Origin of the sequence: Paenisporosarcina quisquiliarum (genome assembly GCF_043641925.1) — a bacterium.
In the GTDB taxonomy this organism is placed as follows: Bacteria; Bacillota; Bacilli; order Bacillales_A; family Planococcaceae; genus Paenisporosarcina; species Paenisporosarcina quisquiliarum_A.
Window position 1 is genome coordinate 40748 of the sequence record NZ_JBHZRU010000015.1, and the last position, 13101, is coordinate 53848.

Annotated in this window: 16 protein-coding genes; all 16 read right to left on the reverse strand. The window is 39.4% G+C overall.

The window, feature by feature from the left end; genetic code table 11:
* Positions 1-14: 14 nt before the first annotated feature.
* The gene (gene spoIID / locus ACHUE4_RS11850) at positions 15-1010 is read right to left on the reverse strand and encodes a stage II sporulation protein D (protein WP_394190275.1); all 996 of its coding nucleotides are present in this window, start codon (positions 1008-1010) and stop codon (positions 15-17) included.
* A gap of 124 nt (positions 1011-1134) precedes the next feature.
* Positions 1135-2433: a UDP-N-acetylglucosamine 1-carboxyvinyltransferase gene (murA, locus tag ACHUE4_RS11855; protein WP_394190277.1), complete on the reverse strand. Its 1299-nt coding sequence runs from the start codon at positions 2431-2433 to the stop codon at positions 1135-1137.
* 376 nt (positions 2434-2809) lie between these two features.
* Entirely contained in the window at positions 2810-3046 is a 237-nt protein-coding gene (locus tag ACHUE4_RS11860; protein ID WP_394190279.1) for a DUF1146 family protein, read from the reverse strand.
* Positions 3047-3302: 256 nt separating this feature from the next.
* Positions 3303-3710, reverse strand: a complete 408-nt coding sequence (locus tag ACHUE4_RS11865; protein WP_394190281.1) for a F0F1 ATP synthase subunit epsilon — start codon at positions 3708-3710, stop codon at positions 3303-3305.
* Between the two features lie 24 nt (positions 3711-3734).
* Positions 3735-5150: a F0F1 ATP synthase subunit beta gene (gene atpD / locus ACHUE4_RS11870; RefSeq protein WP_394190282.1), complete on the reverse strand. Its 1416-nt coding sequence runs from the start codon at positions 5148-5150 to the stop codon at positions 3735-3737.
* A gap of 30 nt (positions 5151-5180) precedes the next feature.
* The gene (gene atpG, locus ACHUE4_RS11875; RefSeq protein WP_394190283.1) at positions 5181-6038 is read right to left on the reverse strand and encodes an ATP synthase F1 subunit gamma; all 858 of its coding nucleotides are present in this window, start codon (positions 6036-6038) and stop codon (positions 5181-5183) included.
* Positions 6039-6080: 42 nt separating this feature from the next.
* Positions 6081-7589 (reverse strand): F0F1 ATP synthase subunit alpha, encoded by a 1509-nt coding sequence (atpA, locus tag ACHUE4_RS11880; RefSeq protein ID WP_394190284.1) that lies wholly within the window; start codon positions 7587-7589, stop codon positions 6081-6083.
* Between the two features lie 27 nt (positions 7590-7616).
* Complete coding sequence (locus tag ACHUE4_RS11885; RefSeq protein ID WP_394190285.1) at positions 7617-8153, reverse strand: F0F1 ATP synthase subunit delta; 537 nt, start codon at positions 8151-8153, stop codon at positions 7617-7619.
* A complete protein-coding gene (gene atpF / locus ACHUE4_RS11890) occupies positions 8150-8674 on the reverse strand; it encodes a F0F1 ATP synthase subunit B (RefSeq protein ID WP_394190287.1) in 525 nt (174 codons plus the stop codon). Before atpF ends, ACHUE4_RS11885 begins: the two co-directional genes overlap by 4 nt.
* Positions 8675-8815: 141 nt before the next feature.
* Complete coding sequence (gene atpE, locus ACHUE4_RS11895; protein ID WP_394190289.1) at positions 8816-9040, reverse strand: F0F1 ATP synthase subunit C; 225 nt, start codon at positions 9038-9040, stop codon at positions 8816-8818.
* 65 nt (positions 9041-9105) lie between these two features.
* On the reverse strand, positions 9106-9816 hold the full coding sequence (gene atpB / locus ACHUE4_RS11900) for a F0F1 ATP synthase subunit A (RefSeq protein WP_394190290.1): 711 nt from the start codon (positions 9814-9816) through the stop codon (positions 9106-9108).
* A 29-nt stretch (positions 9817-9845) separates the two neighbouring features.
* On the reverse strand, positions 9846-10217 hold the full coding sequence (locus tag ACHUE4_RS11905) for an ATP synthase subunit I (protein ID WP_394190292.1): 372 nt from the start codon (positions 10215-10217) through the stop codon (positions 9846-9848).
* Between the two features lie 3 nt (positions 10218-10220).
* Positions 10221-10442, reverse strand: a complete 222-nt coding sequence (locus tag ACHUE4_RS11910; RefSeq protein WP_394190294.1) for an AtpZ/AtpI family protein — start codon at positions 10440-10442, stop codon at positions 10221-10223.
* A gap of 173 nt (positions 10443-10615) precedes the next feature.
* Positions 10616-10867, reverse strand: coding sequence for a hypothetical protein (locus tag ACHUE4_RS11915; protein ID WP_394190295.1), 252 nt, complete (start codon positions 10865-10867; stop codon positions 10616-10618).
* Between the two features lie 460 nt (positions 10868-11327).
* Positions 11328-12446, reverse strand: coding sequence for a non-hydrolyzing UDP-N-acetylglucosamine 2-epimerase (gene wecB / locus ACHUE4_RS11920; RefSeq protein WP_394190297.1), 1119 nt, complete (start codon positions 12444-12446; stop codon positions 11328-11330).
* 19 nt (positions 12447-12465) lie between these two features.
* Positions 12466-13095: a uracil phosphoribosyltransferase gene (upp, locus tag ACHUE4_RS11925; RefSeq protein WP_394190299.1), complete on the reverse strand. Its 630-nt coding sequence runs from the start codon at positions 13093-13095 to the stop codon at positions 12466-12468.
* Positions 13096-13101 lie beyond the last annotated feature (6 nt).

Sequence of the window (13101 nt, forward strand, 5' to 3'; positions counted from 1 at the left end):
TTGTCAGAGGTAACTTATTTTAAACATGCTGAATGCAAAGTTTGGAAATTTTTTATTTCTGTTTGTTGATAGTAGTGAAAGAGTATGTCTTCAGCCTTTTTTCCTTCATTAGCCATAGCGTTTGCACCATATTGACTCATACCAACTCCATGACCATATCCTTTTGTTGTAACGGTAATTAACTCTTCATCTATTGAAATATCAAAATCAGTGGATGGTAATTTTAAAATTTCACGAACTTCACGACCTGTCCATTTATGTTGGTTGGTTTTCATTGTTTGAATTCGTTTTGATTCGTTCTCTTCCAAGACAATCGATTGAAGCTGTTCTGCAGACCATACAAAACCAAAAGCTTTGTTCCATTCGCTCAACGTATATGTTTGTTGTTGTTGAAATTTTGGAGAAATCGAATCTCCTATGCTTTCAGTAGAAGTTAGATAAGGGATTTCAAACCCACTATAATTTTCAGCACTTTCTGTTGCACCATTACTGGTTGAAAAAAACATAGCCGTAATCAGCTGGTTTTGATAGCTCAAGATTTGTGATTCCGTATCTTTTACAGCTTGTATTACCCTTTCGTTATTCGCTTGTTTTTCTTTTGGAATAAACGCTTGATGAGACACAGTTGGTTTAATAGGGGTTTCCCCATAGTTCGTCGTTTTTAAAGCAAATGTTCTCGCTGCAATCGCTTGTGCTTTTAACGCTTCTACATGGAATGAAGAAGGCATTTCAGCACTTACTACACCTACAATATAATCTTCTAGCTCAAGGGGTTCGGCAATTCCTTCTACTTGAATGGAAATTGGGCAAGCATTGGTTGAAATTGTTTGTAGTTCGGGTGAAGTGGGATTTTTCTTTATTAATTGCAGTGGCAGTAAAAAGAGACAGAGGCAGGCTATAATAATGGCTAGATATCTCATATGTGAACTGTATTCACTACTTGCAACAATTATGACTATCTCCCATTTATTTAGTACCCTAGAAAAACTAAATTGACTGGTCGACTTCATTGCTGAGAACGCTTTCCAGGAGGTTACTGAAATCCGTTATGAAATATTGTATTATCAGCGCAAAAAAACCGTCTTCTTATAAGAATAAGAAGACGGTTTTAGGAATAGTATGAATATAAGTGAATTAAACGGTTTGCATTACTTTCTCATCTGTTGATTCAGTATTAACACGTTCAATATCTGCACCTAATGCTTGTAATTTTAAATGGAAGTTAACATAACCGCGATCTAAATGGTATAGCTCAGTAACACGAGTAACGCCTTCTGCAGCTAATCCAGCTAGAATAAGAGCTGCTGCTGCACGTAAGTCCGTTGCTGCAACTTCTGCACCTTGAAGATCTGAAGGACCTTGCATGATCACTGAACGGCCTTCAATTTTTACATTCCCGTTCATGCGACGGAATTCTTCCACATGCATGAAGCGGTTTTCAAATACAGTTTCAGTTACGATACCAGTACCCGTAGCAGTTAGCATCAACGACATCATTTGTGATTGCATGTCTGTTGGGAAACCTGGGTGTGGCATTGTCTTGATATCAACCGAAGTTATTTTACCAGAAGAACGAATTCGTAAGCCCTCTTCTTCTTCATTGATTTTGACACCCATTTCTTCCATTTTAGAAATTAATGCTGCCATATGCTCTGGAACTGCATTTTCAATAATAACGTCACCATTTGTTATTGCTGCAGCTACCATGAATGTACCAGCTTCGATACGGTCAGGAATAATATGATGAACCGCGCCTTCTAGTGCTTCCACACCTTCAATGCGAATCGTGTCAGTTCCTGCACCAATTACGCGACCACCCATTTCGTTAATGAAGTTCGCTAAATCGACAATTTCCGGCTCTTTTGCTGCATTTTCAAGAATTGTAACTCCCTCTGCAAGTGCAGCTGCTGTTAAAATGTTCTCTGTCGCTCCAACACTTGGGAAATCCAGATAAATTTTAGCACCTTTTAATCTACCTTCAGATTTAGCTTCAACATAACCATGTCCAAATGAGATTTCAGCACCCATAGCTTCGAATCCTTTTAAATGTTGATCAATTGGACGTGAACCGATTGCACAACCACCTGGAAGTGCTACTCGTGCAAAACCGTTACGCGCTAATAAAGGACCCATAACTAAGATTGATGCACGCATTTTTCGAACATACTCGAATTGTGCTTCACTTGATAATGTAGCTGATGAATCAATCACCACTTCGTTTTGCTTTGGAAAGTATTGAACATCTGCATTCAAACTTTTTAAAACTTCATGAATCGTATAAACATCTGCTAAATTAGGTACGTCACGAATGATATTTTTCCCTTTTGAAGCAAGTAATGCTGCAGCTAAAACCGGTAACACCGCATTTTTTGCACCTTCTACTCGCACTTTACCTTTTAACTTTTGTCCACCTTTTACAACTATTTTATCCACCGTTTGACCCTCCAACTTCTTTGTAATTTTCTATTTATTCTCTCAATTTTCAACTTGTATGATGTCATTAATTAGGAATTAAAACATTTCCAATGTTACAGGCAATTCATTTTTTTAACAAGGACCGATGCCCTTATTTTTTTAATTTTTTTTGTCGATTTCCCTGCCTTATATGATACGTAAGTCATAGGATGTTTGTGTCGGTACATTCCCAATTCTAAAAAACTATCTATCTATGCGCGCATGCATTATAATAATCTGTTCCCTACCAATACATATGCGAAACCTATTTCGACAAATTATTTCCCGGGTAATACAAGTTTTCTTCATGTCCTTACATACGACTCCCTTCATATGCCTGGACATGAAGAGAACTTTATTGAAATAAATAAGGTAATTGGTTAGACCAACCCGATATCGTTAAAAAGAAATTCGAGACTGATGTCCCAATCAAAATACTCAAAAATATATATAGCAGCTGAGCTTGAAAGACATGATTCTTTTTAATGAATTTATCAATCATTAATGCTTGTAAAGCGTAAAAGGATACACCAATAAAAAATACATGAGATATGATACCAAGTACTGCTTGTTGTCCCATTGCTTCAAACATATAGACCCCTTCTTTCATTCATAAATATTCAGGAAATACTTTAAGTAAATCTTGTTCCTTTTTCCGAACGAACCAGCTATTTTTCATTTTCGACAATCATGAACTTCACAATCTGTTTTAACGGAAGTTGAATTCAAAATAACAAGCCAAAGCGTTCACTTGATTATTCATGGTACTACTGAAATCAATCGTCGTTAAAAAAATCAAAAAAAACGGGCAAAAGGAAGTATTCCTCTGCCCGTTTTTAGCTTAAAGATTAGATGTTACCCTCATTAACGTTGATACGATTCATTGCGCGTTTTAACGATAATTCCGCACGTTTGAAATCGACGTCGTCTTGTTTTGATAAGTTTAGACGTTCTTCTGCACGTTTCATTGCTTCTTTAGCACGGTTGATATCAATCGTACTAGAGACTTCAGCTGATGGAGCAAGGATAGAAACCTGATCTGGACGAACCTCAAGGAACCCGCCACTAACTGCGACGATGTCTGTTTGATTGTCTTTTTTCAATCGAATAGCACTCACTTCTAGAGGAGCTACCATCGGAATGTGACCAGGTAAAATACCGATTTCACCAGTAGTAGTATTAGCAATAATCATGTTGACTTCTGAATCGTATACCGGGCCGTCGGGAGTGACAATATTGACTTTGATGGTCTTCATTTTTTCCCCTCCTGGTCCCTGTTATTAAACTTCAACGCCCATGCTTTTCGCTTTTTCGATTACTTCTTCAATACGACCCACTAAACGGAATGCATCTTCAGGTAAGTGATCATATGTTCCTTCAAGAATTTGTTTAAACCCTTGAATTGTTTCTTTAACTGGAACGTAAGAACCTTTTTGACCTGTAAATTGCTCAGCTACGTGGAAGTTTTGTGATAAGTAGAATTGAATTCGACGTGCACGGTTAACCGTTAACTTGTCTTCATCAGATAACTCATCCATACCAAGGATCGCAATGATATCTTGTAATTCTTTGTAACGTTGAAGTGTAGATTGAACTTGGCGAGCTACTGAGTAATGTTCTTCACCAACGATTTCAGGTGACAATGCACGTGAAGTCGAAGCCAAAGGATCTACCGCTGGGTAGATACCCATTTCAGATAGTTTACGCTCTAAGTTAGTTGTTGCATCTAAGTGAGCAAATGTCGTTGCAGGAGCTGGATCCGTATAGTCATCGGCTGGTACGTAGATTGCTTGAATCGACGTTACTGAACCTTTGTTCGTAGACGTAATACGCTCTTGTAATTGACCCATTTCTGTAGCAAGAGTTGGTTGGTAACCAACGGCTGAAGGCATACGACCTAGTAAGGCAGAAACCTCAGAACCTGCTTGTGTGAAACGGAAGATATTATCGATGAACAATAGTACGTCTGCACCTTGGTCATCACGGAAATACTCAGCCATTGTTAAACCAGTCAAGGCAACACGCATACGTGCACCAGGCGGCTCGTTCATTTGTCCGAATACCATTGCTGTTTTCTTAATAACGCCTGAATCGCTCATCTCATGGAATAAGTCATTTCCTTCACGCGTACGCTCACCAACACCTGCGAATACCGAGATACCACCATGTTCTTGAGCGATGTTATTAATTAATTCCTGGATTAAAACTGTTTTACCAACACCGGCACCACCGAAGAGACCGATTTTACCACCTTTAATATATGGTGCTAATAAGTCTACTACTTTGATACCTGTTTCAAGAATTTCAACTTCAGTTGAAAGATGCTCGAAAGTTGGAGCTAAACGGTGAATCGGGTCACGGCGTAATTCAGCCGGAATTTCTTCACCTAAGTCAATTACTTCACCAAGTACGTTAAATACACGACCTAATGTGATATCACCAACTGGAACTGTAATTGCAGAACCAGCGTCTGTTACGTCAGCACCACGTTTTAAGCCATCAGTAGATGACATCGCAACTGTACGTACAGAGTCGTCACCAAGATGTAACGCAACTTCAAGAGTTAACGTTGTAGGTTCTTGGTTTGGACGTTCAATCGTAACTGTCAAAGCATTGTAGATTGCTGGTAAGTGTCCATTGTCAAACTTAACGTCAACAACGGGACCCATTACTTGAAGAACGTGTCCTTTGTTCATACTTGTACCCTCCTGTCCTACTTAATACTTCTATTCTAGAGCCGCTACGCCGCCTACGATTTCCGTAATTTCTTGGGTAATCGCTGCTTGTCGTGCACGGTTAAATTGTAATGTTAATGAACTAATTAATTCACTAGCGTTATCGGTTGCACTCTTCATTGCTGTCATACGTGCAGCATGTTCACTTGCTTTACCGTCAAGTAGAGCACCGTAGATCAAGCTTTCCGCATATTGTGGAAGCAGTACTTCAAGAATTGCATCGCCAGAAGGCTCGAATTCATATGAAGCAGTTGAACTTGATGTTTCGATGTCAGTTAAAGGTAGCACCTTTTTCTCTGTAACGTCTTGTTGAATGGCGCTAACAAAATGGTTGTAGTACATATAAAGTTCATCATACGTACCTTCTGTGAACATACCAACAGCCTTGCGCGCAATTTCCTTAATATCAGCAAATGAAGGTTGGTCAGGCAATGCGACCATACTTTCAATTACTGAAAATCCGCGTTTTGTGAAAAAATCACGGCCAACACGGCCAACTGCAAAGATGACAAATTGATCATTTGATGTATGACGTTCACGGATAGCATTTGTAACAACGCGTAACACGTTACTGTTATATGCTCCGGCAAGTCCACGATCAGATGTAATAACAAGGTATGCAGTTTTTGCTACAGGACGAGAAGTTAACATTGGATGTCCACTGTCTTGTGTACCTGATGCAATTGCGCCAACGACTTCTTGAATTTTTGCCATGTAAGGTACGAATGATTTCGCATTCAACTCTGCACGGTTTAATTTTGAAGCCGACACCATCTGCATTGCTCTTGTAATTTGACTTGTCTTTTTAGTCGATGTTATTCGGCTTTTTATGTCGCGTAATGATGCCACTGGTATTTCACCACCTTATCGTTTTTTATTCATCCAAAAAGATTATTCTGATTTAGCAAATGTCTTCTTAAACGCAGAGATCGCGTTTACTAAGTCTTCGTCAGCAGGAAGATCTTTTGTTGTACGGATGTGATCAATAACGTTAGTGTGGTTTGAATCTAACCAGCTATATAATTCGTTTTCGAAACGAACGATATCTTGCACGGCAATATCATCTAAATGACCACGTGTTAGAGCGTATAGAATGACAACTTGTTTTTCAACCTTGATTGGTTTGTTCAAGTCTTGTTTCAATACTTCTACTGTACGTGCACCACGATTTAATTTAGCTTGAGTTGCTTTATCCAAATCAGAACCAAATTGTGCGAATGCTTCAAGTTCACGGAATGCAGCTAAGTCAAGACGTAGTGTACCCGCAACTTTTTTCATTGCTTTAATTTGAGCTGAACCACCAACACGTGATACTGAAAGACCCGCGTTGATTGCTGGACGAACACCTGAGAAGAATAAGTCAGATTGTAAGAAGATCTGTCCATCTGTAATCGAAATTACGTTTGTTGGAATATAAGCAGAGATATCTCCAGCTTGCGTTTCAACGAATGGAAGAGCTGTAATCGAACCTGCTCCAAGTGTTTCATTCAATTTCGCAGCACGCTCTAATAAACGGCTATGAAGGTAGAATACATCCCCTGGATATGCTTCACGACCTGGAGGACGACGAAGTAATAGTGAAAGTTCACGGTAAGCCGCAGCTTGTTTAGATAAATCATCATAAACAACTAATACGTGCTTGCCTTCGAACATGAACTCTTCCGCCATTGTGATTCCTGTGTAAGGAGCAAGGAATAGCAATGGAGCTGGTTGAGATGCTGAAGCAGTAACAACGATTGTGTATTCTAAAGCGCCGTTTTTACGAAGCGTTTCAACTACGTTACGAACAGTCGATTCTTTTTGACCGATTGCTACGTAAATACAAATCATGTTTTGGTCTGCTTGGTTAAGAATAGTATCAATCGCAACAGATGTTTTACCTGTTTGACGGTCACCGATGATCAACTCACGTTGACCACGACCGATTGGCACAAGTGCATCAATCGCTTTAATACCTGTTTGTAATGGCTCATGAACCGATTTACGTGCCATAACACCTTGTGCTGGGCTTTCGATCGGGCGAGTTCTTGTTGTGCTGATTGGGCCTAACCCATCAACTGGTTGTCCAAGTGGATTGACTACACGGCCAATCAATTCTGGTCCAACTGGTACTTCCATAATACGGCCTGTACGACGTACTTCATCGCCTTCTTTGATATCTGAATATGGTCCTAGAATAACGATACCAACATTGTTAGCTTCTAAGTTTTGTGCCATACCCATAACACCGGTAGAGAATTCAATTAACTCTCCAGCCATGACGTTGTCGAGACCATGAGCACGAGCGATACCGTCACCAATTTGGATAACTGTACCAACATCGCTAACTTTCATCTCAGATTGATAATTTTCAATCTGCTGCTTAATCAGAACACTGATTTCTTCAGCTTTGATGCTCATGTATGTCACCTCTTTCATTTCATAATATTAACCAATAAGTTGTTTTTTCAAGCGGTCTAGCTTCGTGCTAACACTGCTGTCAAAGATACGGTTACCGATTTGAAGACGCATGCCACCAATAAGTGATGGATCAATTTCGTTTTCAATTCGTAAAGATTGCTTGCCTACTTTGTGCGCAAATGCAGAAGATATAGCTGCACGCTCATCATCCGTTAATGGACGAGTTGAGAATACTTTTGCATCTTCAACGCCTTGAGCTTCGTTGGCAAGTTTAGCGAATTCAGTTGCAACTGCAACAGTTTCGTTAATTCGGCTACGGTCAATCAATACTTGAAGTGTATTTACTACAAGTGGATTGGCTTTCGCGAATAGTTCACGGATAATTTCTTTCTTGCGAGTTAAAGAAAGTTTCGGTGTTGCAAGCAAAACTTGCAATTCACGATTTTCTTTAAATACCACTTTCACTTCACGAAGATCTTCTTCAATAGAAGCTAATTGGTTATGTTGTTGTGCTAATTCAAACAATGCTAAAGCATAACGTTTGGCTGCAGTTGATTTACTCACCCTACATCGCCTGCCTTCGCAATCGTTTCTTCGATTAACGCACGGTTATCTTCCTCAGAAATTTCTTTCCCAAGAACTTTAGATGCTGCAAGAACAGAAAGAGTGACAACTTCTTCGCGAACTGCTGCGATTGCTTTCTCTTTTTCTGTTTCGATTTCACGGACAGCTGATTCTTTCAAACGGCTAGCTTCAGCGCGTGCAACAGTGATGATTTCTTCACGTTGTACGTCACCTTGTTTCTTCGCGTTTTCAACAATCGCTTGTGCTTCTGTACGTGCTTCTTTCAACAAACTACGTTGTTCCTCTAATAATTGCTGTGATTCTTGACGGCTAATTTCAGCTGCTTCGATTTCACTCGCAATCAAATCTTCACGTTGCTTCATTATTCCCATCAACGGGCCCCAAGCGAATTTTTTCAAAAGGAGCATCAAGATGATGAAAATAATTAAAGTAGCAAAGATGTCACCTGTGTTCAGGAATTGACCAGCAGATGCATTCAATACGAGATAATCCAAAAACACGATTGTTTCACTCCCTTCAAGAGCTTCATTCTATGTGTGAATCTAATTAGATGTATTTCCAATTTAAAGTTACTAAATAGTATCTTTTCATAAGAGAATGGCGAAGGATCAACTTCGCCATTTTATAAAACCGACTACAAATTAAGCGTTTAAAGCGATGAACGCGATAACTGCAGCGATGATTGGAAGTGCCTCAACTAATGCAACCCCGATGAACATTGTTGTTTGAAGCGTGCCACGAGCTTCTGGTTGGCGAGCGATACCTTCAACTGTTTTTGAAACGATTAATCCGTTACCAATACCTGCACCAAGTGCACCTAAACCGATTGCGATAGCTGCTGCTAATAAACCTACTGAACCTGTCATAATAAAATTTCCTCCTTGGAATATGTGTTTTTTTGTGTTAATTGTTCAAATGAATGAACAGTATATTAATGGTCGTGACTCACTTTGTGAGCCATATAAACCATCGTTAACATAACGAAGATAAACGATTGGATTGCTCCAACGAAAATCGAGAAACCTTGCCAAGCTAGTGTTGGTACAATAACTCCGAAGAAGCCTAAGAAGCTTGCTCCACCTATACCAGCTAGTAAGCCGAGTAGGATTTCCCCTGCATAAATGTTTCCGTAAAGACGAAGACCGAGTGTCAACGTATTCGCGAACTCTTCAATTACTTTCAAAGGTGCTAAGAATGGAAGTGGACGTAAGTAGTCTTTTCCGTATTCTTTCAAACCTTTCATTTGAATCGCATAGTAGTGTGTTAAAACAACCACCATTGTTGCAAGTGTCATAGCTACTAGTGGATCAGCTGTTGGTGATTTCCACCATAACTCTCCGTTAACTATGATAGCGAATGGAAGACCTAACATGTTTGCCACGAAGATAAACATAATTAGTGTAATTCCAAGTACATGGAAACGACCACCTGTGTTCCAGTCCATGTTGCTCTTGATAATACCTTTTACGAAGTCCATAACCCACTCCATAAAGTTTTGCATACCAGTTGGTTTTAAACTCAATTTACGTGTAGCAAACACAGCAATTAAGAAAACAATTAGTGCGGTAACTGATAGCATCAAAACGTTAGACAGATTGAACGTAAGTCCAAGCCATGTAACCGTCGGATTCTCATGATGCACGATGCATTCACCTCTCTTTCACAATTCGATTAATGGTGTTTCACATGGTATACAATTCTGTCTACAAGTAAGTAAACATACGGAATCATCAACCCAATGACCGTGCTTCCTAAATGAAATTGTTCAGGAACAGACATCGCAACCGCCACAGCCGCTATTCCAGAGGCGAACCTCATAGCAGTGCCGAGTGATTTGACTTTCTTCCCTTCATTTAAAGAGCGGTCGAATTTTTCCAATCTCCGTACGAGGAGCCAAAAGTTATACAACCCAAAGAGGGCGCCTAATGCTAAGCCAGCAAACACAGTTTGGTTTGGAGTAAAACCCCAGCCAAGTGCACAGAATGCGAGCAAAAAAAATATAAGTTTCTTTTGCCTTTGATATACTTGCTGTAAACCATGCATAGATTATGTATCTCCTGAATCGTATTTTCGAATGGACAGAATTACGGCTGTAACACCAGCAGCGAGGCCAATGAACAGACATAGCACTAAAAATAACGGGGTGGTGCCTATTTTGCTGTCGAGCCACATACCTGTGTAAACACCGATTAAAATAGAACCAACAAGTTGTGAGACAATAGCCGAATAAAGGGCCATTGCGTGTAAAGGACGTCGATTTGGACGCATGATGATCCTCACGTTTTTTGCAAGTTTTGTAAAAACCGCGAATCTAGTAGAAAGCAGATATAACAAGGTTTCTTCACATGATTTCTCTATGAAAGCCCTCTCATTCATACCCTTTGTAAGCATACAATAGGGGTAATTTGATGTCAATTGATTCCCGTGAAAAACTTCACAAACTACAATGGCTCGACATATTGTCGACAAATTTTAGGCACAGCAGGATGAGTTGTTATATTTTCTATAAAATATCTCTCATAAAACCTTTGATTTTCATTTCGACGGACGCTTTCCGCGGGCACGACTTCAGCCGCTTCCCTCGCTTTGCTCAGTCCAGGGTCTTCAGTTCGTGCTGATTCCGCTGGAGTCGCCGTCTCCATTTCAATCATTAGAAGTTGAGATAAATATAAATAATATTCATTTTTTCTCATATCAAGTTAAACACTTTTAAAATAATTACTTTCAACTACATCATTAGTAAGGCACTATTCTTTTAACCAGAAGCGCAGCGAAAACCAAAACCATTCAAATAGATGCCATTTCGCTGGTCGCACTATTGAGTTGGCAGATCACCTAGTTAACTTGGCTACGAAACGCGATTGATTGATAAATCGCCCAGTTTGATTGATAAATCGTCAGATTGATTGATAAATCTCTAATTTGATTGATAAACCCTTCAGTTTGATTGATAAATTCACAAAACCAATACTACTGTAGAAAAATCGTCTCATTAATCAAGTGAATTTTGTATTGAAATGAACTTCTTTTAAATAGAAGCGCAGCGAAAATCAAAACATTCATATAAACGCCTTCTACCAATCCACTCAAGCAATTTCCAGCGTTTACTTGTTTACAAACGAAAAGGAACTGCAAATGCAGTTCCTTTTTCATTTAGTTTTTAGTTAAATAATCTTTTAAAGCTACAACAATTCTTCTAGAAGCTTCGCCATCGCCGTATGGGTTAGAGGCTTTTGACATTAAAGCGTATGCCGCTTCGTCAGTTAATAGCTCTTTGGCCATTCCGTAAATAGTTTCTTCATCTGTACCTGCTAACTTCAGTGTTCCTGCAGCGATTCCTTCAGGACGTTCTGTTGTATCACGTAATACAAGAACCGGTTTTCCTAATGATGGAGCCTCTTCTTGAACGCCACCAGAATCCGTCAAAATAATAAATGAACGTGCTGCGAAGTTATGGAAATCTAAAACTTCAAGCGGTTCAATTAAATGAATTCGAGGATCGTTCCCTAAAACTTCATTGGCAACTTCTCTTACAGCAGGATTCATATGCACAGGGTAAACCACTTGCACATCGTCATGCTCTTCAATTAATTGTTTAATTGCACGGAACATATTTCGCATAGGTTGTCCTAGGTTTTCACGACGGTGAGCCGTTAACAAAATCATGCGGTCTGAACCGATTTTGTCTAGTACAGGATGCGTATATTCATCACGTACAGTTGTTTTCAGTGCATCAATTGCCGTATTTCCAGTAACCACGATGCAATCTTCTGGTTTATTTTCTCGGCGTAAATTATCTGCAGAAACTTCTGTCGGTGAAAAATGTAAATCAGCCATGACACCAGTCAGTTGACGATTCATTTCTTCAGGATAAGGTGAATATTTGTTAAATGTACGTAATCCTGCTTCCACGTGACCCACAGCGATTTGATTATAAAATGCAGCCAAGCTAGCAATAAACGTCGTTGTTGTATCCCCATGAACTAAAACGATATCCGGTTTGGATTCTTTCATAACTGCATCCAAACCTTCTAATCCACGTGTTGTAACGTCTATTAATGTCTGACGATCTTTCATAATATTTAAATCGAAATCCGGAGTAATTCCAAAAGTCTCTAAAACTTGATCAAGCATTTGACGGTGTTGGGCTGTTACAGTCACAATCGATTCAATGTCGTCTGCATGCTTTTCCAGTTCAAGAACTAGTGGTGCCATTTTAATGGCTTCCGGTCGTGTTCCGAAAATCGTCATTACTTTCCATTTTCTATTCATTTATCACACACATCCTTACTTATTTCGTACCGAACAGACGGTCACCAGCATCGCCTAGTCCAGGAACAATATAACCATGATCATCTAATTTTTCATCAAGTGCCGCAATGTAAATGTCTACGTCAGGGTGAGCTTCTTGAATCACTTCTACTCCTTCAGGCGCAGCAATTAGGCACATAAATTTAATATTTTTTGCTCCGCGCTTTTTCAATGAATTGATAGCTTCTAGTGCAGATCCGCCTGTTGCAAGCATTGGATCAACTAGAATAAAGTCACGTTCTTCAACATCAGCAGGTAATTTCACATAATACTCGATCGGTTTAAGAGTTTGTGGATCACGATATAGACCGATATGACCTACCTTTGCAGCTGGAATTAATTTCAGAATCCCATCAACCATTCCGATACCTGCACGCAGGATTGGGACGATACCAAGTTTTTTACCAGACAACACTTTTGCTTTTGCTGTTGTTACCGGTGTTTCAACATCAACTTCGTCAAGTGGCATATCACGTGTAATTTCAAATGCCATTAATGTAGCAACTTCGTCTACAAGTTCACGAAATTCTTTAGTACCAGTTTTCTTATCTCGAATATACGTTAATTTATGTTGGATCAATGGATGATCAAAAACGAATACTTTTCCCATTCCGTT